Source organism: Lentzea sp. NPDC005914 (assembly GCF_040629405.1).
Classification (GTDB): domain Bacteria; phylum Actinomycetota; class Actinomycetes; order Mycobacteriales; family Pseudonocardiaceae; genus Lentzea.
Genome location: NZ_JBEXVQ010000011.1, coordinates 129,642 through 154,542, shown reverse-complemented (window position 1 = coordinate 154,542; position 24,901 = coordinate 129,642). Strand labels below are relative to the sequence as shown.

21 protein-coding genes are annotated in these 24,901 nt (G+C 69.8%); 8 read left to right on the top strand and 13 right to left on the bottom strand.

What is annotated here, in order from left to right; all coding sequences use genetic code 11:
- Positions 1-44 precede the first annotated feature (44 nt).
- Complete coding sequence (locus ABZ345_RS18270) at positions 45-812, bottom strand: class I SAM-dependent methyltransferase (protein WP_359849508.1); 768 nt, start codon at positions 810-812, stop codon at positions 45-47.
- 76 nt (positions 813-888) lie between these two features.
- Positions 889-2,091, bottom strand: a complete 1,203-nt coding sequence (locus ABZ345_RS18265; protein ID WP_359849505.1) for an amidohydrolase family protein — start codon at positions 2,089-2,091, stop codon at positions 889-891.
- A gap of 62 nt (positions 2,092-2,153) precedes the next feature.
- Between ABZ345_RS18265 and ABZ345_RS18260 the strand changes: the two genes are divergently transcribed.
- Positions 2,154-2,642 carry a MarR family transcriptional regulator gene (locus ABZ345_RS18260; RefSeq protein WP_359849502.1) on the top strand — a complete coding sequence of 163 codons (489 nt, stop codon included), beginning with the start codon at positions 2,154-2,156 and terminating at the stop codon, positions 2,640-2,642.
- A gap of 1 nt (position 2,643) precedes the next feature.
- On the opposite strand, the gene ABZ345_RS18255 is transcribed toward ABZ345_RS18260, so the two are convergent.
- Entirely contained in the window at positions 2,644-3,429 is a 786-nt protein-coding gene (locus ABZ345_RS18255; RefSeq protein ID WP_359849499.1) for an SDR family oxidoreductase, read from the bottom strand.
- Positions 3,430-3,564: 135 nt separating this feature from the next.
- Between ABZ345_RS18255 and ABZ345_RS18250 the strand changes: the two genes are divergently transcribed.
- Positions 3,565-4,398 (top strand): glycoside hydrolase family 16 protein, encoded by an 834-nt coding sequence (locus ABZ345_RS18250; RefSeq protein ID WP_359849496.1) that lies wholly within the window; start codon positions 3,565-3,567, stop codon positions 4,396-4,398.
- 18 nt (positions 4,399-4,416) lie between these two features.
- Here the strand turns inward: ABZ345_RS18250 and ABZ345_RS18245 are convergent, their stop codons facing one another.
- Genes ABZ345_RS18245 through ABZ345_RS18230 form a run of 4 tightly spaced genes read right to left on the bottom strand, consistent with a single transcriptional unit; the run spans position 4,417 to position 7,628 of the window.
- Positions 4,417-5,271, bottom strand: coding sequence for a hypothetical protein (locus ABZ345_RS18245; RefSeq protein ID WP_359849493.1), 855 nt, complete (start codon positions 5,269-5,271; stop codon positions 4,417-4,419).
- Positions 5,229-5,609, bottom strand: coding sequence for a hypothetical protein (locus ABZ345_RS18240; RefSeq protein WP_359849490.1), 381 nt, complete (start codon positions 5,607-5,609; stop codon positions 5,229-5,231). The genes ABZ345_RS18245 and ABZ345_RS18240 overlap by 43 nt, the downstream gene beginning before the upstream one ends.
- Positions 5,610-5,627: 18 nt before the next feature.
- Positions 5,628-6,140 (bottom strand): RICIN domain-containing protein, encoded by a 513-nt coding sequence (locus ABZ345_RS18235; protein WP_359849487.1) that lies wholly within the window; start codon positions 6,138-6,140, stop codon positions 5,628-5,630.
- A 24-nt stretch (positions 6,141-6,164) separates the two neighbouring features.
- On the bottom strand, positions 6,165-7,628 hold the full coding sequence (locus tag ABZ345_RS18230) for a DUF4185 domain-containing protein (RefSeq protein ID WP_359849484.1): 1,464 nt from the start codon (positions 7,626-7,628) through the stop codon (positions 6,165-6,167).
- Positions 7,629-7,748: 120 nt separating this feature from the next.
- On the opposite strand from ABZ345_RS18230, the gene ABZ345_RS18225 reads away from it, so the two are divergent.
- Both ABZ345_RS18225 and ABZ345_RS18220 read left to right on the top strand, forming a co-directional pair.
- The gene (locus ABZ345_RS18225) at positions 7,749-10,475 is read left to right on the top strand and encodes a WD40 repeat domain-containing protein (protein ID WP_359849481.1); all 2,727 of its coding nucleotides are present in this window, start codon (positions 7,749-7,751) and stop codon (positions 10,473-10,475) included.
- Between the two features lie 52 nt (positions 10,476-10,527).
- Positions 10,528-10,932, top strand: a complete 405-nt coding sequence (locus tag ABZ345_RS18220) for a DUF3592 domain-containing protein (RefSeq protein WP_359849479.1) — start codon at positions 10,528-10,530, stop codon at positions 10,930-10,932.
- On the opposite strand, the gene ABZ345_RS18215 is transcribed toward ABZ345_RS18220, so the two are convergent.
- Positions 10,929-12,143, bottom strand: coding sequence for a PHB depolymerase family esterase (locus ABZ345_RS18215; protein WP_359849476.1), 1,215 nt, complete (start codon positions 12,141-12,143; stop codon positions 10,929-10,931). The two genes, ABZ345_RS18220 and ABZ345_RS18215, sit on opposite strands and share 4 nt — an antisense overlap.
- Positions 12,144-12,312: 169 nt before the next feature.
- On the opposite strand from ABZ345_RS18215, the gene ABZ345_RS18210 reads away from it, so the two are divergent.
- Positions 12,313-15,039 carry a CHAT domain-containing protein gene (locus tag ABZ345_RS18210; RefSeq protein WP_359849473.1) on the top strand — a complete coding sequence of 909 codons (2,727 nt, stop codon included), beginning with the start codon at positions 12,313-12,315 and terminating at the stop codon, positions 15,037-15,039.
- Between the two features lie 11 nt (positions 15,040-15,050).
- Here ABZ345_RS18210 and ABZ345_RS18205 read toward each other — a convergent pair whose 3' ends face one another.
- Genes ABZ345_RS18205 through ABZ345_RS18190 form a run of 4 tightly spaced genes read right to left on the bottom strand, consistent with a single transcriptional unit; the run spans position 15,051 to position 19,378 of the window.
- Positions 15,051-16,439, bottom strand: a complete 1,389-nt coding sequence (locus ABZ345_RS18205) for a dynamin family protein (RefSeq protein WP_359849470.1) — start codon at positions 16,437-16,439, stop codon at positions 15,051-15,053.
- A complete protein-coding gene (locus tag ABZ345_RS18200; RefSeq protein WP_359849467.1) occupies positions 16,436-18,199 on the bottom strand; it encodes a dynamin family protein in 1,764 nt (587 codons plus the stop codon). The genes ABZ345_RS18205 and ABZ345_RS18200 overlap by 4 nt, the downstream gene beginning before the upstream one ends.
- Positions 18,200-18,204: 5 nt before the next feature.
- Entirely contained in the window at positions 18,205-18,756 is a 552-nt protein-coding gene (locus ABZ345_RS18195; protein ID WP_359849465.1) for an IniB N-terminal domain-containing protein, read from the bottom strand.
- 52 nt (positions 18,757-18,808) lie between these two features.
- Positions 18,809-19,378, bottom strand: a complete 570-nt coding sequence (locus ABZ345_RS18190; protein WP_359849462.1) for a hypothetical protein — start codon at positions 19,376-19,378, stop codon at positions 18,809-18,811.
- 233 nt (positions 19,379-19,611) lie between these two features.
- On the opposite strand from ABZ345_RS18190, the gene ABZ345_RS18185 reads away from it, so the two are divergent.
- Genes ABZ345_RS18185 through ABZ345_RS18175 form a run of 3 tightly spaced genes read left to right on the top strand, consistent with a single transcriptional unit; the run spans position 19,612 to position 22,849 of the window.
- A complete protein-coding gene (locus ABZ345_RS18185) occupies positions 19,612-21,030 on the top strand; it encodes an Hsp70 family protein (RefSeq protein ID WP_359849459.1) in 1,419 nt (472 codons plus the stop codon).
- The gene (locus ABZ345_RS18180; RefSeq protein WP_359849456.1) at positions 21,027-21,476 is read left to right on the top strand and encodes a hypothetical protein; all 450 of its coding nucleotides are present in this window, start codon (positions 21,027-21,029) and stop codon (positions 21,474-21,476) included. The genes ABZ345_RS18185 and ABZ345_RS18180 overlap by 4 nt, the downstream gene beginning before the upstream one ends.
- A complete protein-coding gene (locus ABZ345_RS18175) occupies positions 21,473-22,849 on the top strand; it encodes a helix-turn-helix transcriptional regulator (protein WP_359849453.1) in 1,377 nt (458 codons plus the stop codon). The genes ABZ345_RS18180 and ABZ345_RS18175 overlap by 4 nt, the downstream gene beginning before the upstream one ends.
- Positions 22,850-22,859: 10 nt before the next feature.
- On the opposite strand, the gene ABZ345_RS18170 is transcribed toward ABZ345_RS18175, so the two are convergent.
- Positions 22,860-24,539, bottom strand: coding sequence for a hypothetical protein (locus ABZ345_RS18170; protein ID WP_359849450.1), 1,680 nt, complete (start codon positions 24,537-24,539; stop codon positions 22,860-22,862).
- Positions 24,540-24,901: the final 362 nt, after the last annotated feature.

Below are 24,901 nucleotides of genomic sequence, written 5' to 3'. Positions count from 1 at the left end.
CCCTCTCATAGGTGAGCTCTGGCGTGGAGATTACTGACCACCGCTCAGCTGGTTCGGTAGACCTCGGTGATCTCGCGGATCTCACCGGCCAGGCGCTGCTGGAGCTGGTCGAGGAACCTGGTGTTGCGCACGATCTTGGTCCGCTTGAGCAGCGGCCGCTTCACGTCGCGCCGGAACACCGACATGCAGTCCGAGAAGTCCTTGCCGCCCCACGGGATGAGCTCCTGCGCGACGCACCGCAGGCCCGCCGCCTCCGCGTACTGCCGGAACTTCGCCGCCGACATGGTGGGCGCCCGCCAGTGCTCGTTGCCGACCGTGAGCTCGCCGGTCTTCAGGTCGCGGTACTCGTCGATGTTGGAGTGGTGGAACACGCCGGTGCCGCCGGGGCGCAGCTTGCGGCCGAGCTGCTCCAGGTACGTCTGCAGCACGTCGTCCTCGGCGTGGACCAGCGAGTCCCAGCTGAACACGAAGTCGATCGAGCCGTCCTCGACCATGTCGAGCGACCTGCCGTCGTTGACGTGGTAGTCGATGTGGTCGAACTCGGCGAACCGCTCCTTGCACGCGTCGATGCACGGCTGCGCCAGGTCGACCAGCGTCAGCTTCTCACTGGCCGGCACCAGGAACTGCGTCGCGCGGCCGAAGCCCGGCGCGATCTCCAGCGTGTGCGCGGACGGCAGGAACGGGCTGACCCGCGGCTGCAGGAACCAGCCCCACATGGCGTCGGTGCCGCCGAAGCCCTCAGACCACTCGTCGCCCTTGTCGGTCCAGTCGTAGTTCGCCCACCGGTTGTGGTTTTCCTCGACGCTCGGCATGCCGTCCCCACTTCGTCGGTCCCCTCGGTGCCGGGAGGGTACCGGGCCCGCTGTGACGGGCCCGGTCGACGCCGCACTACAGACGGCTCGCCAGACTGGCCGCCGTCGCACGCACCGCGCCGGCCACCTCCTGCCCGCGCACCTCGGCACCGCCCACGAACACCTTCTCGACGTTGCCGGGGTGCGCCGCCGTGACGACCGCCGCGACCGGGTCGTGCATTCCCACGAGGTTGATGTCGTCCGCCCGCAGCACCACCAGGTCCGCGTGCTTGCCGACGCCGAGCGACCCGATCCGGTCCGCCATGCCGGCCGCCGCGGCGCCTTCGATGGTCGCCATCCGCAGCACGTCGGCGGGCGTCACGTGCACGCCCTCGCTCAGCAACGCCGACAGCAGGGTCGCTCGCATGACCGAGAACATGTCCCCCGCCACGGCCGTGACGGTGTCCGTGGCGAGACCGGTCAGCACGCCCAGACCGCGCGTGCGGCACACCATCGGGCCGCCGTGGCCCATCCGCGCCTCCAGCGCGGGCGCGATCGACACGCCCGCACCGGCCGAGGCGACCAGCGCGAGCTCCTCGTCGGGAAGGCCGTTGCCGTGCACGAAAGTGATGTCCGAGTGGAGCAGGCCGCGCTCCCGCAACGCCGTCATCGGCTTCTCCTGCCCGGCGATGTGCACCATCAGCCGCAGCCCGAGCGACCGGGCGAGGGCCCACGTCTCCTCGACGACGGCCATGTCCGAGAACGACGGGCCGAGCGGCGCCATCGCCAGCTCGACCGCCCCGCCCACCAGACCGACGGCACGCTTCACGTCGTCCAGCACCAACGGTGCCTCGACGGGCTCCCCGTACCCGAACAGCGCCCGCACTCCCGACGCGCGCAGCCCCCGCAGCGCGGCCTCGGCGTGCTCGAACGTCGGCGAGAACGAGTAGTCCAGCACCGTCGTGATCCCGGACGCGAGGCATTCCAGGCCACCGGCGAGGGTGCCGATCTCGAGGTCCGCCGGCGCGAGCACCCGCTGCGCCGGCCACAGCAGCTTCTCCAGGTACTCCCCCAGCGTCATGTCGGCGCAGAACGACCGCATCAGCCCCTGCCACAGGTGCCGGTGCGTGTCGACGAAGCCGGGCAGCACGATCCGGTCCGTGCAGTCGATCACGTGAGACGCGGTCAGACCGGTCCCCACCGCGGCGATCCGGCCCTGCGAGACCAGCACGTCCGTGCCCGGCCTGACGGTCACCGGATCGGTGTCGATCACCAGCGCGTTGCGCAGCACGAAGTCCACGACTTCCCCCTCACTCGAAAGCTTTCTTAAAAGCTATCACGATGTGCAATACCCTCTGACCTGTGACGGATCGAGTGGATGACCTGATGGCCAAGTGGCAGACCGAGCTGCCGGAGGCCCTCGTCGCCAGCACCGAGTTCGGCAAGCGGGTGATGGTGCTCGCCACGGCGCTCGACGAGGCCACGCGCGCCACGGTCACCGAGTTCGGCCTGACCGGCGCGGACTTCGGTGTGCTGGCCGCCTTGCGCCGCAACGGAAAGCCCTACCGGCTCAAGGCGAACGAGCTCAGCAGCTCGCTGCTGCTCTCCAGCGGCGGCACGAGCAACGTGGTGAACCGACTCGTGACCAGGGGCCTGGTCGAGCGCGAGGCGGACCACGCCGACGGCCGCAGCACGTACGTACGCCTCACGCCGAGCGGCGTGTCACTGGCCGAGGACGTCACGCTCGCGAACACCAAGTCTCACGAGAAGGTCCTCGCCGCCATCCCGGCGGATCTGCTGGAACGGGCGACCCTCGCGATGCGCGACGTGTTCGGCTACCTGGATCAGTGAGTCAGCGGGACAACCGGGCGATCTTGCGGTCGAAGTAGAGGTTGAGCACCGGCGCCAGCAGCCCGCCGAACCGCGCCAGCACCTTCATGCTCAGGTCCGGGCAGATGAGGAACCGCCGCTTCTCGATCCCCGCCACGATCGCCTGCGCCACAACGGAAGCAGGCAACGGCTTGACCGTCGCGCTGATCGCCCTGGTCTCGGCCGGCTTGTACCTGTTCTCCTCGGCCAGCTGCGGCGTGTCCACGTCCGGCGGGAACACCACGCCCACGTGGACTCCGTGCGGCCGCAGCTCCGCCCGCAACGTCTCCATCAGCCCGCGCACCGCGAACTTCGCCGGCCCGTAAGCGCTGTAGCCGTAGATGCCGAGCAGCGCGGTCGCTGACGACACCGCCACCACGCTGCCGGATCGACGCGCCACCATCGAGGGCAGCACCGCCCGCAGCACGTGCACCGTGCCGAAGTAGTCGACCTCGATCATGTCCCGGAACACCTCGTCGGACAGCTCCAGGAACCGGCCGGGCCGAGCCAGCCCCGCGCAGTGGATCAGCACGTCGCACGGCTCCAGCTCGCTCATCGCCGTCGCCACGGCCGCCGCGTTCGCCACGTCGAGCGCGCGGAAGTCGACCTGCGCCCCGGTGGCACGCAGCTCCTCCGCCGCGTCCTTCAACCGGTGCGCGCCACGAGCCACCAGCGTCAGGCGCGCCCCGCGGGCCGCCAGCAGGCCCGCCGTGGCCAGGCCGATGCCGCTGGAACCGCCGGTGATGATCACGTGCTTGCCGCTGAACATCGGCACAGCCTGACCAACGACCGCCGAATCGTCCAGCCCGACCGGTCCCCGGACCGGGATTCTTGCGGTAGTGGTCTAGTCCAGAGATACTTTTGTTCGCCGCCACAACAAAGTGTGCGAAGTGAGGTGACAACGATGTCGAACCGCTTCTCCCGCCTCGTGGTGATCACCGCTCTGGCCGTGGTGACCGCCCCCGTCGTGGCAAACCCCGCGAGCGGCGCAACGGACGTCGGAATCCAGGCGACCACGTTCGCCGACGAGTTCAACGGTCCCGCCGGAAGTCCCGTGGACACGAACAAGTGGCGTGTCGAAACCGGGAACAACGGGGGCAACAACCACGAGTACCAGTACTACACGAACCGCACGCAGAACGCGGCCATGGACGGACAGGGCAACCTGGTCATCACCGCCCGCCGCGAAAATCCCGGCAACTACAACTGCTGGTACGGCCGCTGCCAGTACACCTCGGCCCGGCTGAACACCTCCGGCAAGTTCAGCCAGACCTACGGGCACTTCGAGATCCGCATGAAGATGTCGCAGGGCCAGGGAATGTGGCCCGCCTTCTGGATGATGGGCACCACCGGCGGTGGCTGGCCCAACAACGGCGAGATCGACGTCATGGAGAACATCGGCCGCGAGCCGAACACGGTGCACGGCACGATCCACGGCCCCGGCTACTCGGGCGCGGGCGGCATCGGGGCGGCGTTCAACGGCCCGCGGTTCGCGTCCGGCTTCCACACGTTCCGGCTGGACTGGGCGCCGAACTCGCTGACCTGGTCGGTGGACAACACCGTCTTCCAGCGCCGCACGCCGGCCGATCTCGGTGGCAGGCAGTGGGTTTTCAACAACCGGCCGTTCTACCTGCTGCTCAACCTGGCCGTCGGTGGTGACTGGCCGGGCGCGCCCAACTCGGGCACGCCGATGCCGAACACCATCGTGGTCGACTACGTGCGGGTGACGACGCTCTGAACGCGGATGCCGTGGCCGTCACCCGGTCACGGCATCTGCTTTGCCCACCAACAGATCCAGCGCGTGACGGTGTGCCGTCAGCTCGTCGAGGTGCTTCACGACGACCTCGCGCTGGGCGGCGACGTCGGCCTCGGCCCACGCCCGCAGGAATCCCGTGCGCTGCTTGCAGTTGACGTCCACGAGCGCCGCCCGGCGTTCGGTCGGGCTGGGACGCAGGCCATCCCTGCGGTCCTGTTCGGTCAGCTTCGGATGGCCGGCGATCCGCTTCTCACTCCACTCGAAGTACGGCGTCTCGACCTGGGTGTCGTAGTGCAGCCCGGCTTTTCCGTTGCAGTCCTGCCACATCCGCGCTTTCCGCTGCACCACAGCAGTGTTGCGAGAGGCCTGCCACGCTTCGTCGTCGAGATCGCGCAACGACTTGTCCGCAGGCTGCGGCAGAGCCTGGTTCGTGGCGTCCAGACAGCCGGCGAGCAAGCGCGACAGGTGAGCGTCCTGCTCGACCTCCAGCTCCCACGGAACGACGCGCTCCGGGGGCTTGTCCTGCGAGTAACCCCATTCCCACGCCGTCCGCCGGGACGCGAGACCGTACCGCTCGCCGCGGGGCATCCGCATCCGGCCGGTCGGCAACAGCGGCAGTTCGGCGCCGAGCTGTTTCGCGCACTGCCGCGTCATCACGTACCGCGCCCGTGCGACGACCACCATCTCGTGCTCGGTGAGGTCGAACGCCTCCAACGGGTACCGCACGGCGTCCAGATCGAAGTCGTCGGAAAAGCCCTGCTGCTTCCCGCCACACACGGCGAGAAGCAGCAGGACGATCACCGTGAGGCGGGTCAGCAACGGAGGAAGGCCCGCTCGTTGCGGTCGTTGTCCCACACCGCGACGTTGCGCACGCCGGGGAGGTCGGTGTTGTAGAGCGGCGTCGAGCCCTCGTAGACCGTCGCGTAGGCACTGCCCGTCTGGTTGTCCCAGTACGAACTGGCGGCACGGCGCATCGCACCGCTGAAGTCGTGCCACCCGCAGCGCGCCCAGCCCTGGTAGCGGCCCTGGCAGTTGGAGTGCTCGTACCACAGCACCGTGCCGAGGTCCGGATCCACCGTGCAGGCCAGTGGTGCGACGGCCTTCTCCTCGGCCGCGCCGGCCGTCGCGGGTGCGAGCAGCCCCAGTGCCGCGGCGACGGCGAAGGCCACCGCGAGCATTCGGTTCCTGGACAAGATGATCCCCCTAGTTGTTCAGTGCCACTGCTGTGTGCTGACGCCGTCGACGCAGTCCCACTGCTGCGCGCGGGCACCGTTGAACGTCTGGGAGTCGGCGATCTCCAGGCACTTGCCGCTGTTCTGGTTGACCAGCCGCAGTCCTGTGTCACCGCCGCGGATCGTCATGATCCACCGCTGCGTCGCGATGCCGACGCAGTCCCACTGCTGGGCTCGCGCGCCGTTGGCCGGGCTCGAGTCCACGATCTCCAGGCACTTGCCGCTGTTGACGTTGCGGAGCTCCCACAGGGTGCCGCCGACCGAGTGCGCGAGCCATCGCTGCGTGTTCACGCCACCGACGCAGTCCCACTGCTGAGCGCGCGCACCGTTGAACGTCTGCGAGTCGGCGATCTCCAGGCACTTGCCGCTGTTGTTGTTCGCCCAGGTGTCCGTGAAGTCCTGCGCTCGCACGTCGGCCTGCGCGATCGGGCTCCCCAGCACCACCATGATCGCGACCGCCGCCAGCACGGCCCAGAGTCTTCGTACCTGCATGATTCCCCCTCAGTTTTGTTGTGATCACACGACTTCGAGCGCAACGTCGTCGACCTGCACCCACGTGTCACCGTGCACGGCCCACATGCCCGCGTACACGTCGAGAGAAGGGGTGTCGGCGACGAACTCGACGCTCAGCCGCGTGTAGTCGTGGTAGGAGCCGAACTTCTGCTCCGCCACCACGCGGTTTCCGGCGCGCACGCCGAAATATCCGTCGGTGTTGGACTCCGAACTGCGCACCCAGCCCGTGATCCGGTACCGCAGTCCTGGCTGCACGACGATCTGCTCGTGCATGTCGTGCCAGCCACTGGTGCCGCGCACCCAGCCGTTGTTCCTGCCCGAGTGCGCCAGGTCCTTGCCGAGGTCGACGCCGCCCTGGCCGTTGAACCGCCAGGTGCCGGGCCAGTCCTCGAAACCGCCGTTCTGCGCCAGGTTCTGGTCCATCCCGCGGCCGGCGAGCGGCAGCTTCATCAGCTGGACGTGGTAGGGCTGCCACTCGGACATCGCGAAGTACAGATCGGCTCCGCTGTCCGGGTGCTGGAAACCGCCGTACAGCCCGGGATGGTCGCGTCCGTGCGCGACGACCTCGCCGCCGGTCCACGGGCCCGTCAGCGACGACGCGGTGCGCATGACGATCGCCGTGCGCTGCTCGTCGAGGTGCATCGCGACCCACTTGCCGAGAAAGGCGTTGTACTGCACGGAAAGCTCGCCGACCTGGCCGGACATGACCGGGATCGCCCCGTCGGCCGAACGCTGCCAGCCCGCCGCCGTCCAGTACTCGTAGCTCGGAACGTCGAGCACCCGCGCCTCCGGCACGCGCAGCAGGTGGGCGTTGCCGAAGCGTCCGTTCGGAGTGCCGAACAGGTACACGTACCCCGAGTCCCGCACGAACGCGCCGAGCTGGAAGTTGCTCAGGACGCCGCTGTTGGGCCACCACGCGGTCGTCGACTTGACCCAGTTCTGGCCGCCGTCGTCGGAGTACGCGAGGCCCGCGTAGTTGGTGATCCACGGATCCCATGAGCGGATGGACATGTAGTGGACGTAGTCGCGGCCACCGACGCTCACCCCCGCCGTCGGGATGACCGTCTCCTCGAAGATCCTCGGCAGCCAGCGGCCGATCAGCTGCTTGGCGTGGTTCGGCCGGTCCGTGACCATCGAGTCGATCGTCAGCCCGTCGGACAGGGTCGTGTCGGTGGAGAACGCGAGGACGTTCATCCGCCAGTCCGCGCTGGCCGGACCCGCGCCGTTGTGGCCCCAGCCTTCTCCGTAGGTGTCCCCGAACATCAGCGCGACCCTGCCCCTGCTGTCACGCCACATGAACCCGAGGTCGGTGCCGTGAACGGCGTACTTGCCCTTGGTGTCGTTGATGTCACCCGCTCCCTGTCCGGCGATGAGGCCGGCCACGGTGGCGTCGGTCTGTGCTCGAGCGGGCGTTCCCACGGCCAGGACCAGCAATGTCGCGGCCGCGATGCAAGATGACCTGTGCATGTGCTTCCCCCTTGCGAAGCCTCATGTCTAGTGCGATCGGGTTGTCTTCGTTCGGTCGCCGGACGCTGAACGACAGGGAATGAACAATGCGCATGGGGTACGGCACTGGGGAGGTCGTCGATGCCACGTGGGGAACGTCCGCTCGATCCTGGGGACACGCCGCTGCTTCGGTTCGCGGCGGATCTGCGGAAGCTGAGGGAGAAGGCCGGAAGTCCGCCCTATCGCGAACTGGCGCGGCGAGCGCACTTCTCGGCCGCGGCGTTGTCCGAGGCGGCGAGTGGCAGGAGGTTGCCGAGCCTCGACGTGACGTCCGCGTACGTGCGGGCGTGTGCGGGGGACGTCGAGCTGTGGGAGGAACGCTGGCACGAACTGGCCGCACAGCTCGCCGCGGAGAACCCGCCGCCCGAGAACGAGTCCCCCGCACCGTACGTGGGCCTCGGGGCGTTCCAGCGTGAGGACGCCGATCGGTTCTTCGGGCGTGAACGGCTGGTGGAGGAACTGCTGGCCGCGTTGTCCCGCACCAGGTTCGTCGCCGTGTTCGGTGCGTCGGGGTCGGGCAAGTCGTCGCTGCTGCGCGCGGGTTTGCTGCCCCGCCTGGAATCCGCCGTCCTCTGCACGCCGGGAACCCGTCCGGTCGAGCAGTGCTCGGCAAGACTCGCCGAGCTGGACGGCGCCTCGGATCCGGTGCTGGTGGTCGACCAGTTCGAGGAGATCTTCACGCTGTGCCGCGACATCCGGACGCGCGCCGAGTTCGTCAGGATGCTGGTCGACGCGCCGTGCCGCGTGGTCATCGGGGTGCGGGCCGACTTCTTCGCGCACTGCACCGGGTTTCCCGAGCTGGTCGAGGTGCTGCGCGACGGGCAGATCACCGTCGGCCCGATGACCGCGACCGAACTGCAGCGCGCGACCGTGCAGCCCGCCGTCCAGGTCGGATGTGCGCTGGAGAGTTCTTTGCAGGCCACGATCGCCGCCGAAGCCGCCTCTCAACCCGGTGTGCTGCCGTTGCTGTCACACGCGTTGCTGGAGACCTGGCGGCGAAGACGCGGGAACACGTTGACGCTGAGCGGATTCCAGGCCGCGGGTGGTCTCGCCGGCTCTCTGGCCCAGACGGCCGAGTCGGTGCACGGCTCGCTGACCGAACGCCAGCAGCTGCTGGCGAGAAGCCTCTTCCAGCGGCTCACCGCCGTCGGCGAGGACGCCGGCGACGTCAAACGCGTTGTGGCACATGACGAGCTGGACGAGGACCCGGACCTCGCCGTCGTCCTCGACCGCTTCACCTCCGCGCGGCTGCTCACGACCGGCCGCGACGGTGTGGAACTGGCGCACGAAGCGTTGCTGCGGCGCTGGCCGAGACTGCGCGACTGGTTGGCGGAGGACAAGGAAGGCCTGCTGCTGCACCGCGGCCTGACCGAGGCGACCCAGACGTGGGAGTCGCTGGGCAAGGACCCCGGCTCGCTGTTCCGCGGCGTCCGGCTCACCCTCACCCGTGACTGGGCGCTCGCACACCTGGAGGCGTTGAGCACGCGCGAACGGGCCTTCCTGCACACCAGCACGACCGCGGAGCTCCGGCGCACCCGTCGCGCACGCCGGCTGGTGGTGGCGCTGGTGATCCTTCTCCTGCTGGCCGTCGGCGAGGCCGGCTACGCCATGCACGCCGAGAACATCGCCGCCCAGCAACGCGATGTCGCGCTCTCCCGCATCGTCGCGGGCAAGGCGGACGCCCTGCGCCGCACGAACCCGACGCTGGCCGCCCAGCTCAGCCTCGCCGCATACCGCCTGGCTCCCACCGACGAAGCGCGCACGAGCCTGTTCGGCACGTTCCCCTTGCCGTACAGCCGGTTGCGCGGCCACACCGGGCACGTCAACTCCGTGGCGTTCAGCGCGGACGGCCGCATGGTCGTCACGGCAAGCCACGACGGCACGGCCAAACTGTGGGATGTGGCTCAGGGCAAGGAGATCGCGGCTCTGACCGGCCACCGCGGCACCGTGAACGCGGCGGCCTTCAGCCCCGACGGCCACACCGTCGCCACCGCCGGCTGGGACTACACGGCACGCCTGTGGAGCTCCGACGACCGAGCCGGACGCGCCCTGCTCAGCGGCCACACCCTCGAGGTCAACGCCGTGGCGTTCAACCACGACGGCACCCTCGTCGCGACCGCGAGCACCGACCGGACGGCCAAGGTCTGGGACGTCCGCACCGGCGAGGAGGTCGCCACCCTGAGCGGCCACACCAACGGACTCGTCGCGGTGGCGTTCGGCGCCGAGGACGTGGTGGCCACGGCGGGCTGGGACCGCCACACCGGGGTGTGGCGGCTCTCCGACCCCACGCACCCGGTGTTCCTGTCCGGTCACACCGCCCCGGTCGTGTGGCTGGCGTTCAGCCCGGACGGCCACACCCTGGCCACCGCGGGCCAGGACGGCCAGGTGCTGCTGTGGGACACCACGGACCCCCGCAACCCGACCCGGCTCGGCGCGATCACCGGCCACGACGGGATCGTGCGGTCCGTGGCGTTCCGCGGCGACGGCAAGGTTCTCGCCACCGCGGGCGTGGACCAGACCGCCCGTCTGTGGGACATCTCGGTTCCTGATTCCGCTAAGCAGATCGCCGTGGTCACCGGCCACGGCAGCGCCGTCGTGTCGGTGGCGTTCAGCCCGGACGGCCACACCCTCGCGACCGGCAGCGACGACGACACGGCCCTGCTGTGGAAGGTTCCCGAGCTCCCGCTCACCGACCCCTCACAGGCCGCCCGGTGGGTCTGCTCGGCGGCTCGTCCGCTGATCACGCAGTCCGAATGGGACCAGTACTTCACCGGACTCCCCTACGACCCGTCGTGCCGGTCCAATTGAGACGTGTTGCATTCGGGTGCGATAGGACGATGTCCCTTGCGTGGCGAAGTCGATGAAGTCGAGGACGGGCCGGTTCGTGGCCGGGCTGGTGCTGGTGGGAGCGGTCGGGGGCCTGGCGCTGGTGATTCAGTCGTCGACCGAGCAGCGGTCCTGGGCTAGCGCTGAGGGAACCGTGCAGGAACGGCTGAAGTCGGGCAAGAGCGTCTCCGTCAAGGTCGAGTACCCGCTTCCGGACGGCACGAAGCAGGTCGCGACCCTGTCGGAGAACGGACCGGCCCGCAACCCAGGTGACCGCGTGACGGTGCGCTACGACCTGGAGAACGGCCGGGTCGTCGACGCCGCGCTGGCCGACAACGACCAGGCGCACTGGGTGGCGGGCGGCATGCTGGGCGTCCTCGCACTCGGTGCGGTGTTCGCGAACCTGATCGCGTGGACGCCCAAACCGAGAGGTGACTAGCACTTCACCCAGTAGTTCGGTGAGGTCTGGCGGATGCTGCTGGTGGTGAACGTGTTCCACAGCCCGAGCGCCTGGTTCGAGCCCGTCGCGTAGGTCTGTCCATAAAGGGCGTACGCACGCCCAGCGGTGGTGTGCGCGTAGTTGTTCGCAGTGACGCACTCGGGAGCCGGCGGCGTCGTCGGTGGGGTGGTCGGCTGGCCGCTCATCGCCTTGACCATGTTCACCACGGCGGTCATCTGCGGACCGGTCCTGAGCGCGTACTGGGCGGACTGGTACCCCCACCAGTCCCAGCAGCCGCGCGGGTTCCCGGTCATCGTGGTCGCCTGCGGATAGAGCACGATCATGTTGTTGGTGTCGGCGTACTCGTTGAGATATGCCTTGTCCATCAACGCGTTGCCGACGAGACCGTAGTACTGGTAACACCCGTGCAGCGTCACCATCAGCTTGCACGGCCCTGTCTCGCACGCCCGCGGCACGTAGGCGAACCCCTCCCGCCCCATGCTGACCGCCGCCGCGTTGCCACCGGGCACGTACGCGCTCTGGTCGAACTGCACGAGCTTGCCCGACAACGCCCCGGCGGCTGGGTTCACCTGGCCGAACAGATGGCCGAGCATCTCCTTCACCGGATCGACGGCCCCGCAGTTGTTGACGTACGGCGACGACGTGGACCCACAGCTGTTCGGGCCGATCGGGCTGACCCACGCGTGCCCGGCCGCACTCGTGTTGTTGTAGGCCACCCTCGCCCCGAAGTCGCGGTAGTAGGTCGCGAGGTCGTCGTTCACCGCTGGGGCGACCGTCTGGTCGGCGGTGCCGTGGAACAGCCACACCGGGTCACCGGACAGGTTCTGCGGTGGGTCGACGGTGCCCGCCGTCGCTCGGCTCCTGGTCAGTTGTTCCAGCTCGGCCGGGGTTTTGCGCTGCTGGAAGGTGTCCATGCACGCGAACTGGGCGGTGTTCACGCTGTTCTGAGCGCAGTCGTAGGCACCAGCGGAGAAGATGCCCGCGCCCTGGAAGACGCTCGAGTACGCGACGTGGAGCTGGTTGGCCATGAAGCCGCCCGACGACAGCCCGCTCACGTAGGTGCCGGTGATGGTGTGACCGCCGAGAGCGCCGGGCTGCGGTGCGGGGACCGCGGCCATCGAGATCGACAGGGAGGTCGCGGCCAGTCCGGTGGCCGTCGCGAGTCCCAGCAACACTTTCCTCAATCGCATGTGCTCGCCTCCGTCGTTGCAGGCAGGACGACTTCGAGGCTAGGAGCCGGTAAATGGACCGCACCACGTGTGCGATCCCCACCTTCCACCGCCACGTTCCGTGGAGCAGCACCATTGCCGTCGTCCGTCAGAGCCTCCCTGTACGGCGTTCGCACCCTGGAGGTACCGGATGGACCACTCCTTCGTGATCGAGCTGACCTCCGCCGCGATCACCCAGTTCGGTCCGCCGGACGACGCGGCCTGGCGGTTCGCCCGGTGCTGGCTCGCCGCCGCCAGATTCGAGCACGGCGAGACCGACATGCGGGACGTCGAACTGGCCTTCAGCGACCTGCTCGCGTTGCCCGACGGCTTTCCCGGCCGCGAGAAGCTCGCCGCGGTGGTCGTCACGTCGGCGTTCCGCAAGCAGGCCCTGAGGGACACGGCGAGACTGCGCACCGCGGCCAAACTGAGGCTGATCGCGGACTCCGACCCCGCACCACCTCCCGCGTGGGTGCCCGTCTCCGCCTCCGTCCGGTGCCTGGAGCTCCAGGTCGCCGCCATGAACGGCGAACCCGGCTTCGACCTCGACGAGGCGTATGCGGAGGTGCGGCGGCTGGCCGCGGTGGTGGGCGAGGAAGAGCCGCAGTCGACCATCGTGGACATGGCGAAGATGGCGCTGCGCCACCTCATCGACGAACGCGACGGCAACCTGTACCAGGCCCCTCAGCCCATGCCCGCTCATCAGGACCCCCGGTACACCGCCGGGGTGGAGCTGGCGGAGACGCTGAGAGCCCTCCAGACCGCTGTGCTGCGCAGCGACATCCCCACCGTGAAGACGTTGTGGGACAAGCTGCGTCGCCTCGCCGGTGAGGCGCCCGCGACCAGCCCGATGCACGAGATGATCAAGTCCATGAAACCGGCGATGGACCTCATCGACGGCGGGCTGATCAGCGCGAAGCCAGGCGAGGCACCGGTCGTCGACACGCAGCTCGTCGAAGAGATCACGAAGAACCCCGCGCTCGCGGACCAACCCGGCCTGTCGCCGGCCGAGCGTGCGATCCGGCTCCACACCCTCAGCGGCGCGAAACTCGCGATCGGCACGCCGAAGGCGATCGACGAGGCGATCGAAGGAATGACCGAGGCCGTCGAGATCGCGGGACCGCACGATCCACGCCGACCGGTCTATCTCAACGCCCTCGGCTCCGCGCTGATCGACAGATACGTGCGCAACCGGCAGATGCCCGACCTGCGACGAGGACTCGACGTGCTCGAGGAGGCCAAGGCCGCGTTGGGATCGCACACCAACTTCTACTGGTCGTTGGTGTGCACGACGCTCTCGCACGCCTACCGGCTCAGCGGCCGCCGAGATCTGTCGCGAGAGGTCGCGTTGAGCGGTCTGCGCGGGCACGTCTGGGGCGCGTTGCTGCAGTCCGAACCCGAACACACCCACGCCGCGATCAGGTCCGCCGCGGCCGACGCGCTGGAAGCCGCGCGCATGTGCCTGTCGGACAACGCACCCGAGCAGGCCGTGAGCGCGCTGGAGTCGGGACGCGGCCTGATCCTCTACTCCGCGCTGGAGCAGCGGAACCTCGACGAACGGCTCACCGCCGCCGGGCATCCCGAACTGGCCGCGCACTGGCGCCAGGCGACTCTCTCCAACCCGGCCGAGCAGCCGGAGGACCTGCGCCGCAAGGTTCTCTCGACACTGGCCGAGTCACCGGCGACCAAGCTGCTCGAACCACCTGCGACGCACGAGATCCGCGCGGCGCTCGGCGCGCTCGGGATGGACGTGCTGGTCTACCTGATGCCCGGTGACGAGAAGCCCGGGGCGGCCGTCATCGTGCCCGCCGACGACGAGGTCGGCTGGCTCACGTTGCCGGACCTGCGCACCACCCGGCTGCAGCAGTTCAGGCGGGACCTCGCGGACGCCGCTCGGGCCACGACCCGCGAGATCGAGCCTCCCGGCGCCCCGATCCCGTCGATCACCGACATGTGCGACTGGGCGTGGCAGGCCGCGATCGGACCGCTGTTGAACCACCTGCGCTCACGGGAAGGCGCACCGTTGCGGATGGTGCTGGTACCGATGGGGCCGCTGGTCAGGGTTCCCTGGCACGCGGCACGAACTCAGGCGGGCGGCCATGCCACCTACGCACTCGAACGCGCGGTCTTCTCCTACGCCCCGTCGGCCCGCCTGCTGTGTGAGACGGCCTGGCGGCGCCGTGTTCCGTTGACCGACAAGGGTTTCCTGCTCGGCGACCCCGACACGGCCGGTGCTGCTTGCGCGTTGCCCGCCGCGCGCGCCGAGGCTGAGGTGATCATGGCGGCGTTCTACCCCGAGGCCGTGCACGCGGGCCGCCGGGTGGACGGCACCCCGGCGCCGGGCGGTCCCGGCAGCCGTGACGACCTGGTCAAGTGGATCAGCGACTCCGACGGCGGCAGCGTCGGGCACCTGGCGTGCCACGCCGTCGTCAACGCGACCATGGGCGCGCAGGACACGTCGTACATCGTGCTGGCCGGCGGACAGCGCTACACGGCGGAGGAACTCGTCCGCACCCTCGGTGACGCGCCGGGCCGGGACATCGCGCTCATGGTGCTGGCAGCGTGCAGCACCTTCGAGTCCGGCCGCGGTGACGACGAGGCGTTCACCATCGGGTCGGCGTTCCTCGCGGCGAACGTCCGCACGGCGGTCACCGCCCAATGGAGCGTGCCTGACGCCCCTAGCGCCGCGTTGATGTTCATGTTCCACCACTACCTGCGCGCGGAAGGCCTCCCACCGGTGGATGCCCTGCGCGCCGCCCAGCTCTGGGCGTTGTCGGATCGGGTGCCGCCCGCCACGATGCCGGAGTCCCTGCGCGGCCTCCTCGATCGCGTCGGTGACCTCGTGACGTGGGCCGCGTTCGTCCATTCAGGACAATGAGGCTCCTGTTGCTAACGGCGAGCCAGCAGGCCTTCGCAGGTGCGGACCAACACTCGGCACGCGTCGGCCGAACGCCCGGTCAGCATCGGGTTCTCGGCGTGCCGCTGCCACCGTTGCAACGCGACGAGCGCGGCCTGTCCGACGTCGCCAGGACCGGAACCCTGCGGCAAGCCCAGACGCACCAACGGATGCGCGCCCTCGTCACCCAGCAACCGGGAGGCCAGCTCCGCGTCGGGCACCTTCACCGTGCCCGACCGCAACGCGCTGAGCAGCCGCAGCTCGGCGAACTCGTGCGTACCCGCCAGAATCCGTTCGACCGCGCCCGTCAGCCGCGAGTCGCCGACCGAGCGCAGCACGACGTCCAGCGCGAGCAACGCCGAGCGGGCCTTCAGCAGGTGACGGCGTTCGCTGAACTGGGTGTGCAGCACCTTCTGCAGCTCGAGCAACCCGCTGCGCGCCACCAGTTCCGCGGCCAGCGCGGACGGCTCGGTCACGCCCTGCCTGATCAACGTCACGGCGAGCCGAATGCCGAACACGCCGAACCTGCCCAGCAGCGCCCGCCGTTCCACCGATCCCTCCGCGAACCGGTCGGCGGACAGCAGCGACGACTCCAGCTCCTCGCGCGGCAACGCGGCCAACGCAGAGAGAGCGGTGAAGTCCTTCTGCCGCAACGAACGGCCCGAGAAGGCCAGCAGACCGGCGACCGCCACGACGTTCTGGCACAGGCCCTGCAGCGACGGGTCGGACCGGTAGCGGCCGGCGATGCCGCGCGCCGAGATCATCGCGTCCACCCTGCCCGCCCCGATCTCGTCGGCCCGCGAGATCACCGCGACGGTGTTGATCGCCGTGGCCCGCGCGACGCCCTGGTCGCGGAACGACTCCAGGAAGTTCGCGTCGGCCGAGTGCAGGTGCCGCATCAGGTAGATGACCGCGTCGGCCTCGGAAGGAGAGTCGTCCGGCGTCAGAAAACGACTGGTGCGCAAGGAGTTCGACGAGGTCAGCGACGCGATGCCCGGCGTGTCGATCAACGTCGTGGACCGCAGCGACTGCGACGGCCAGTCCACCACGAGCCGGTCGGCGGGACCGTCCAGGGTGATCTCCAGCGCGCCGTCGCGGCGGACCACCGGCAGCGACTTTCCCCGGGGGAACTGGACGATGCGCGGGGACGGGCCGCCGCGGTACCAGGTGACGACCTTCGTGCACTCCCCCGCGTCGGTCAGCGCGATCTCCTCGCCGACCAGGGCGTTGAGCAACGTCGACTTGCCCGCCTTGACCTTGCCGGCGATGGCCACCCGCAACGGCTCGTCGAGCCGCACCAGCTGGCGGCGCAGCACGTCGGCCGCCTGCGGGTACAGGTCGATGGCGGCGAGCAGCACCCGCCGCACCTCGTCGGTGATCACGCCGTCACCTGCTTCACCACTCGCTCCAGTGCCGCCAGCTCGGTCTTGATCTCGGCGAGCCGCGCGTCGCGGTCGCCCTGCGAGGCCTTCACCGACTTCTGCGCCGCCAGCAGCGACTCCTGCAGCGAGCGCTTCAGCTGCTCGGCCAAGGTCGTGAAGTGGTCGCGCAGGTCGCGTTGCAGGCCGCGCAACATGTCGCGGGAGTCCTTGCCCGCGTGGAACGACACATCGTCGACGTACTTGCGCAACGCCACCTTGCAGTCGTTCTGCCGTTTGGTCGTGATCCGCTTGCGTTCGTCCACGATCCCCTTGCCGCCCAGCAACAACGCCGCCCCCACCGAGAACGGGTTGATCAGCGTCAAGCCGATCACCGAACCGATCAGGCCGAACATCAGCAGGCCGCCGTAGCCGCCGCGCAGACCGGTGAGCAGGCGGCTGCCGATGCCGAACTTGTCCGACTCGCGCACCGAGAGCTCCGGCACCGACCGCAACGGGTCCGCTGTGTTCACGCGCAACGCCGGCAGCATCTGCTCGCGTTCGGAGTCGAAGTGCTCCGCGACGCGTTTGGCGAGCCAGCGCGCCCGTTGCGTCGCCCAGACCGAGTTCGCCGACACCGCGGACGTCACGGCCTGCTGCGCCCACACCGAGAACTGGTCCCAGATCTTCTGCGGGTCACCCGCCAGCAAGGCGTCCTCCGCCTCGCGGACGATCTCCCGCATCCGGTCGCGCAGGTCGAAGTCGACGTCGGCGTTGAGGTCGGCAACGCCGTCGCTCAGCGTCTGCTGCCAGCGCGCGGACCTTTCCTTCAGGCCCGCGGCGCGTTGCTCGGCTTCGGTGAGCTCCCGGATCAGCTGTTGCACCGACTCCGGGTTCTCCTGCGCCGACTGCTCGGCCCGCAGGCTGTCCACGACCTGGCCGATCACCGTCAGCACGTCGTGCAGCGTCGACCGCCTGGCCAGCAGATCGGCCTGCGCGAGGACCTTCTTGCGCAGGAAGCTCACCAGCGGCGGATAGCCGGACTCGGTGTTCACGTCCTGGTCGCCGGACCGCAGCGCGTGCCACCGCAGGGTCGACGAGACGGTGAACAGCTCGGCCTTGATGCCCGCGTCCGCGAGGTGCTGCCGGTCGCGCTCGGCGATCGCCCGCCAGTCCGGGTACAGGTCGGTCTTGGTCAGCACGCAGGCCACGTTCGGGCACACGGCCATGGCCTGCTTCAGAAACTCGAGCTCGGGCGCCGTGTACTCCTGCGAGCAGTCGGAGACCAGCAGCACGGCGTCCGCCGACGGCAGCGCCGCCATCGTGGCGGCACCGTGGACGGAGCTGAGCCCGCCGACGCCGGGCGTGTCGACGAGCACCAGCCCCTCGGCCAGCAACGGCCGGGGAAGGCCGACCTCGACGTGCAGCAGGCGTTCGCGGTTGCCGGGGTTGCCCTCCTCCGACGCGAACGCCGGCAGCTCCTCCAGCGGCACCTCGGTGCGTCCCTCCGCCCGCACCACCGTGACCACCGGCGTCTCCGCGTGCTTCACGACGGTCGGCACGGCGGTGGCGACGTCGTCGGACACCGGGCAGACCGGCGCCCCGACGAGGCCGTTGACCAGCATGCTCTTGCCCTGCTTGAACTCGCCGACGACCAGCAGGCGGACCTGGTCGTCGGCCAACCGCGTCCTGGCCTGGTGCAGTCGTCGCTCCAGGTCAGGACGGTCGTAGCGCTTGATGGCGGCCAGCGCGAGCTCGACGGCCTGCTGCGGTGAGGTCGGCACCGGGGTCACCCGGCCAGTGCGTCGACGGGGTCCGGCTCGGGCTCCTCGACGGGCTCGACGGGCTCGTCCAGCAGGACGGGCTCCGGCTCGGCGGGGACCTCCAGCACGGGCTCCTCGACCGGTTCGGGCTCAGGTTCCGGCTCGTCGTCCGCGACGGGAGGCTCGGTGTGCGGCTTGTCCACGTCGATGTCGTTGAACGAGTCCTTCACCTGAACGACGTTGGTCTCGGTGTCGTTGTCCTGGATGGCGACCGAGTTGACCTCCGTGTCGTCGTCGGAGTTGAACGAGTCGTCGATGATCGTGACGTCGCGGTCGTCGATGTTGAACGTCTGGTCGATGTGCTGGACCGGACGGTCGTGCACGACCTCGGTGTGGTGCGACTCCCGAACCGGCGCCGGGCGGTCGGCCATGATCAGCTTCGCGTCCCGGATGTCGGCGTCGGTCGCCCCGGAAAGTCCGTTGCGCGCCAGCTCCTTGTGCGGGTTCTCGTCGAACGCCTGCCGGGCCTTCGGGTCCTTCATCATGTTCATCAGGAAGTCGATGAGCTTTTCCAGCATGGTGTCTCCTCACCGAGGAGACCGGCCCCGAGGCGGCGGGGCCGGTCCGGCGTCAGATGGGCAGGTCGAGGTCTTCGAGGACGTTGTCGATCTGGGTGTCGACGTCCAGGTCGAAGTCCTGGTCCTGGTCGGAGACGGCGGTCTGGTCGGCGTCCTGGGCGGAGAACTGGTCCGAGTCGAGGTCGGCGTCCTGGTCGGCGTCGACGTCCACGTCGGAACGGGCGTCGCCGCCGTTGCCACCACCGGCGTCGGCGTTGCCGCCGTTGCCCGCGACGCCACCGTTGCCACCGACGCCGAGGCCGCTGCCGCCCGCGCTGCTGCCGAAGTTGACGTTGACCAGTCCGTCCTGGTCGATGTCGCCGCCGGCGCCGCCGATGCCGAGACCGTTGCCGCCGTCCGCGCTGCCACCGTCACCGGCCACGGCCACGCCGCCGTTGCCGCCGTCGCCACCCGTGGTCTGCGTGGCGGTGGTCGTGTCCTGCTTCTGCGCCGAGTCCTGCGAGGAGGTTTGCGGCGCCACCTGAGCGGACTGGACCTGCTGCTCGCTCGCCTGGGTGCCGTCGGCGTCCAGGTCGGCCGTCAGGTCGGCGAGGAAGGCGTTGAGGTCGATGGGAGTGCTCATGATCGGCTCCTGCTCTGTGGTGTGCCGGGCGACGTTTCGACCGGCTGCCAACAAAGTTAGGCAGCGCGGAAGCCCCTGCCATCTGGGCGGCTCCCGGTTCGTCACCCACCGCGCACGCAGGGATCGCGACAGCGATAGGGGATTCACCCCTGTATTTCGGAAAGAGTGAACCGCTCCATATGAGACGCACGTGTACTGACGTCCGCCTTGTCCGCCGCTACAGGGGGTGTCCGATGCACTACCAGATCGGGCTGGATCTCGGATCCACCCGCACAGCAACAGCCACGTGCCGCGAGGTACCGCGTCTCGAGTCCGTGACACCGACCGTGGTGTTCGCGAATCCTGATGGCTCTTTGGTCATCGGCGAGGAGGCGGAACGCCGCGCGTCCGCCGACCCGAGCCGGGTGGCCCGCCGGTTCCTGCGCCGCGTCGGCGACCCGACGCCGTTGCGACTGGGCGGGGCAGCGCTCAGTGCAGACGTGCTCACCGCGCGTTTCGTCACGACGCTGCTCGCGCCGCACAACGGCCAGGTCGCCGTCGCGCATCCGGCCACGTGGGGTCCACACCGCTTGGAATCCCTGCGTGAAGCAGGACTTTCCGACGTGCTGTTCGTGCCCGCGCCCCAGGCCGCGGTCGTGGCGCACGACGAGCGGGCCCGGCTGCAACCGGGTTCCGTCGTCGCCGTCTACGACCTCGGTGGCGGCGGTTTCGAGGCCGCGGTGGTGCGCAAGCTCGCCGACTCGTGCGTGCTGGCCGGGCGTCCCGAGGAGGCCGAGGTCGGCGGGCTGGACTTCGACGAGGCGGTCTTCGCGCACGTGGCCGAGTCCTTGGAGTGGGACTCGCTCGACACGGAGAATCCTGTTGTGCTGGCAGCGGTTGCCGATCTCCGGCGTGCCTGCACGGCCGCGAAGGAGCAGCTGTCGTCGGACACCGAGGTGCGGATTCCCGTTGCCGTGCCGGGGATCTCCGCACGCGAGGTGCGGCTGACGCGTGCCGAGCTCGAGGAGATGATCCGGCCCGCGCTGGCCGAGACGACCGCCGCGCTCGTTCGGGCGTTGCAGAACGCCGGGGTGACCGCGGACGACCTCGCCGCCGTGCTGCTGGTCGGCGGTTCGGCGCGGATTCCCTTGGTGACACAGGAAGTTTCCGCGTTGCTCGGCCGGTCGGTGACACCCGCGTCCGAGGGCATGGTCGCGGTCGGTGCCGCGCTGTCCGCCCGCGTGCGCGAACCCGCGCCGGAGGTGGCGACCGTCATGTGGTCACGGCCGCCGATGCCCGCCGCGCCCGCCTTGCAGCGCAAGCGGAAGAAGCTCACCCCGTACATCACGGCGGCGGTGCTCGCGGCGATGGTCGGCGGTGGTCTCGCGATGAACACGTACTTCGCGGGCAACGCCAGCCCGGACACGCCGACCAGCACGACCACGCCGCCGACCACCGAGGAGACGACGACCGTGGCACCGGTGACCACCACCTACGTCGCGCCGCCCGAGCCGCAGAAGACGGTCGCGCCGCCGCCCCCTCCCCCACCGACGAAGCGCGCCACCACGACGACCACCTGGCCGTCCAGTTCGGCGCCGAGCGTCACCAAGTCGGCCAGCGTCCCCGTTTCGGTGCCCAGCAGCAAGGCGAGCACCAAGGCGGGTACACCGTGACCGCGTTACCTCCGAGACCCGTGCAGCAGAAGTTCACGCTTGTGCGGGTGCCGCGGCCGCGACTGGTCACGGTGTCGGTCTACCTGTGGCTGGTCGTGGTGATCGTCGAGCTTGTGGTTGTCGCCGTAGCGTTCGGCGACGTGCGCGCCGAACTGACCGCTGAGGTGGCGACTCGCGCTGTCGATCAGTCCACACAGGACAAAGTCGTGCTGGCCGGGCTGGGCGTTCTGCTCGGGCCGGGCGTACTGGTGTCGCTGGTGCAGTTGGCGGTGCTGCGGCCTTACCGCGTCGGCCGGAACTGGGCGCGAATCTTGTTGGCAGTGCTGGGAATCGTCGGCGCCGTGGTGTCTCCGACGCCACTCGCGGTGGGGATCGCGGTGGCTGCTGCGGGCGTGCTGATGTTCCTGCCCAGGTCGAACGGCTGGTTCGCGGGGAGGCGAGCATGAGTGCCATCGCAGCGGAGCTGGCGTGGCGGGACGGTGACACCGCGTCGGCGATCGAGACGGCCGACCGGATTCTCCACGAGGGCACGGACCAGGACTGCGTGGCAGCCGGAGTGGTCGCCGCGGCAGCAGCTGCCGATGGGGCCCTGTTCGACGCCGCCGCACGGTGGCGCGTGATCGCGGGTTCGCTGAACGGCGCGCCCGGTGTCGCCGCGGCGGCCCGCGCCGTACTGGCCGCCTGCCTGGCCGGCGACCTGGACTCGGCCGCCGCGGACCTCGCCACCGCACGCGCCCGGCTGTCCGGCACCGCGCCGCGGGGTCTGACGGTGCTGCTGGACGGCGTGGACGCGGCGATCGAGGCGGTGCGCGGCGGGTTCGCCTCCGCTGCCCGCAAGCTGGCCGGGCTGGCCGCCGCCACCGTGCCCGTCGACCCGATGGCCGTCGAGCAGTGGGGCGACCTGGCCGTGACGGCGCTGGTCGCGGGCGGTCACGACGCCAGCGCCGAGGAACTGCTGCTGATGTTCGCGGACCGTCCGACGGCACGCCGCCGGTTGCTCACGGCGTGGCTGCACCTGAGGGCGGGCAGGCTGGCCGCCGCCCGCGCGGAGATCGCCGCCTGCACCAAGCCGGTGCTGCGTCGCGACGCAGTGCTGGCCGCCGCCGTGACGATCGGCCTGGCCCGCCGGGCAGGCGACGAGGAGGCGCTGAGGTCGACCTGGCGCAGGATCGCGCCCGTGGTGGCCGGGGTGGACGTGGAACCGTTGCTGCTCGACGCGTGGGGCGAACTGTCCGCTGGGGCGGCCAGCGCGTTCGAACGCGACACGATCGTCGACGCGATGACCTGCACGGTCGCGCGCGTCGGTGCCGACTGGTGCGTGGAGACGGACAACTGGTGGCGCGTGCAACGGGCCGTGGTCGCCGGTGACGCGTCCGTGGTGGTGGAGCTGACCGTCGAGCCACGAGCCTCCGCCGCCCGGATGTGGGCGTCGATCCTCTCCGGCGACGTCGATCCCGCCGTGGTGGCCGGGGTCGCCGACCGGCTGGCGCACGCGGGGCACCCGTGGGACGCGATGGCGTTGTGCGGCGCGGCGGCCGCCCGCCTGAGCAACCCGGCGGCGGCCCGCGAGCTGCTGAGCACCGGACGTGCGCTGCGAGCCCGCATCGGCACCGAGGACAACGGGCCGGGCGACGGCCTGTCGAAGCGGGAACGCGCGGTCGGCGAACTGCTGGTGGAAGGCATGACCCACAAGGAGATCGGCGCCCGGCTCTACATCTCGCCGAAGACCGTCGAGCAGCACGTCGCGAAGATCCGGCAGAAGCTCGCGGTCAGCGGGCGGGCCGAGTTGATGGCGTCACTGCGCGCCCGGCTCGCTTAGCGACGCCGGCTCAGCTCGGCGGCGGCGCGTGGGTGGTGGAGGGGTGGGGCAGCATGCCGGGCCGCGGGCCCTTCTCGACGAGCTTCTTCAAGGCCTCGACCAGGGCGGGGTCGTGGATCGTGAAGCAGCCCGTGCCGAACTGGTTCGCGTACGCCGGGCACTGGCCGTTGGTGAGCCTGGTCAGGTGGGCGGTGCTGGTGAGCAGGCCGGTGGAGTTGTCGCTGCGGGCGGAGTAGCGGTCGCCGATGGACGCCGACGCGCTGGCGAACAGCAGCAGCAGGGCGGCCAGGACGCCGATCGGCACGGACGGCGAGGCCAGGGCCTTGCTGACGCGGTCGAGGCGACGCAGGCGGTGCACGGCGTAGAAACCAGCGAACCCGCAGAGCAGCAGCAGGCAGTACAGCAGGTGGGCCGTGGTGCGCGGGTAGAGCTGGACGGCGTCCTGGGCGTACATCTGGGACGAGAAGTAGAAGCGCAACAGCCAGGAACCGGCGAAGACGCAGGTCAGGCCGATGACGATGGTGCGCCTGCGGGCGATGGCGATGGCGGCGGCGAGGCCGATGATGGCGAGCAGCATGAACACGCCGACCCCGCCGATCTCACCGGGCGGCGGCCACGCGCCGACCTCGGAGCCGGGCTGGTCGCCCTTCCACATGGCGATGTAGGTGGGTTCGACCCAGGTGTCCCAGTAGTAGTAGCGGTCCTTGACCGAGCCCGAGGCGTCGAGCAGGCCGAACAGGTGCTGGCTGGAGACGGCGACGAACACGCCGGCGCTGATGCCGGCCAGTGCGAGGGCGCGCAGCGGGTTGTGGCGCCACGGGAACAGCACGAGGGCGGCGACGATCACGCCCGGCGCGCTCCAGATGAACCAGCCGGAGTAGATCAGGAAGATGAGGCCGAGAGCGGCACCGAAGCCGAGCGAGATGGGCACGAGCCTGCGCCACGGCGTGTGCCCGGAGACGCGCAGCTGGCGCAGCAGGGCCAGCAGCACGGGGACGAGCACGACGAGCATGAGGTTGGTGTACGGCTTGTACGGGTCGATCAGCGGGATCGCGGGGATGATGCCGATGCCCAGTGCCCACAGCGGGGGCAGCAGCAGCCGCCACGTGAGGTAGGCGATCGGGCCGAACAACGCCGTGACGCCGACCTGGAGCGCCTTGATGGCGTACTCGGGCGGGGTGCCGGTCAGATCGGAGTACCAGGCCAGGCCGTACACGAAGCCGGGCGGGTAGCTGGGTTCGATCTTGCCGGTCTCGAGGTAGTTGCGGGCGAACTGGATGAGGACGCCGGAGTCGCCGTTCTCGGCGTTGAGGCCGTAGCTGGTGCCGCGCAGGGCGACGATGACCGCGCCCGCGATGAGACCGGTGAACAGGCCGGCGGTGGCGGCGGCGACGAGGTGCTCGACGAGCGGGCTGCGGCGCCGGCCCCTGCTCGCGACCACGACCGCCACGAGCAGCACGAACGCGATCAACGCGTACCGGAGCTGGAGAGCGGCCAGGCCGCTGACCTGGCCGATCCTGTCCAGCGGGTTGATGTCGATGGTCCTCGCCAGCGCGGCCGTGATGACGGCCACGACCACCGACACCCCGGCTTCGGCGGCGACCACCCAGCGCGATCTGCGTGCCGGGCGGGTGGGACCTGGCTCGGGGGCGGCCAACCTGATCTGCGGTTGGGTCTGCTCGACGGTCAACGCGACGTGTCCTTCACGGTCTGGTGGGGCCGAGTGCGTGCTGGGCCGGACAGCATCGCGACGTCGTCGAGACAGCGCTGAAAGTGCCGTTGCGGAAGCGCATGATGCCGATGCTGTTCATGATCGCCTGGCAGGACACGTGGACGTGCCCCATACCCGCCTTTCCCCCATGTTATCCGCCCCGTTGGCCACCGCAGCGCCGACGCTGCACAGGTGGTGGCGATCAAGCCTACTGCGCGGCCGTCGTCGCCCCGGGCGAACCCTGGCGGAAGTCTACCCGTTGGTGTAGTGGCGCAACGGTGGCCGGACAGCGCCGGAGAATCGCCCCTGCCGGGACGTCAGCGCAGTTGACGCCCAGTTGC

Bases quoted from the DNA above. Each gene is read 5' to 3' on its own strand.
- ABZ345_RS18230 (WP_359849484.1), bottom strand. From the start codon at position 7,628: ATGCACAGGTCATCTTGCATCGCGGCCGCGACATTGCTGGTCCTGGCC.
- ABZ345_RS18175 (WP_359849453.1), top strand. From the start codon at position 21,473: ATGAGTGCCATCGCAGCGGAGCTGGCGTGGCGGGACGGTGACACCGCG.
- ABZ345_RS18190 (WP_359849462.1), bottom strand. From the start codon at position 19,378: ATGAGCACTCCCATCGACCTCAACGCCTTCCTCGCCGACCTGACGGCC.
- ABZ345_RS18210 (WP_359849473.1), top strand. From the start codon at position 12,313: ATGGACCACTCCTTCGTGATCGAGCTGACCTCCGCCGCGATCACCCAG.
- ABZ345_RS18215 (WP_359849476.1), bottom strand. From the start codon at position 12,143: ATGCGATTGAGGAAAGTGTTGCTGGGACTCGCGACGGCCACCGGACTG.
- ABZ345_RS18220 (WP_359849479.1), top strand. From the start codon at position 10,528: ATGAAGTCGAGGACGGGCCGGTTCGTGGCCGGGCTGGTGCTGGTGGGA.
- ABZ345_RS18225 (WP_359849481.1), top strand. From the start codon at position 7,749: ATGCCACGTGGGGAACGTCCGCTCGATCCTGGGGACACGCCGCTGCTT.
- ABZ345_RS18270 (WP_359849508.1), bottom strand. From the start codon at position 812: ATGCCGAGCGTCGAGGAAAACCACAACCGGTGGGCGAACTACGACTGG.
- ABZ345_RS18255 (WP_359849499.1), bottom strand. From the start codon at position 3,429: ATGTTCAGCGGCAAGCACGTGATCATCACCGGCGGTTCCAGCGGCATC.
- ABZ345_RS18195 (WP_359849465.1), bottom strand. From the start codon at position 18,756: ATGCTGGAAAAGCTCATCGACTTCCTGATGAACATGATGAAGGACCCG.
- ABZ345_RS18185 (WP_359849459.1), top strand. From the start codon at position 19,612: ATGCACTACCAGATCGGGCTGGATCTCGGATCCACCCGCACAGCAACA.
- ABZ345_RS18250 (WP_359849496.1), top strand. From the start codon at position 3,565: ATGTCGAACCGCTTCTCCCGCCTCGTGGTGATCACCGCTCTGGCCGTG.
- ABZ345_RS18235 (WP_359849487.1), bottom strand. From the start codon at position 6,140: ATGCAGGTACGAAGACTCTGGGCCGTGCTGGCGGCGGTCGCGATCATG.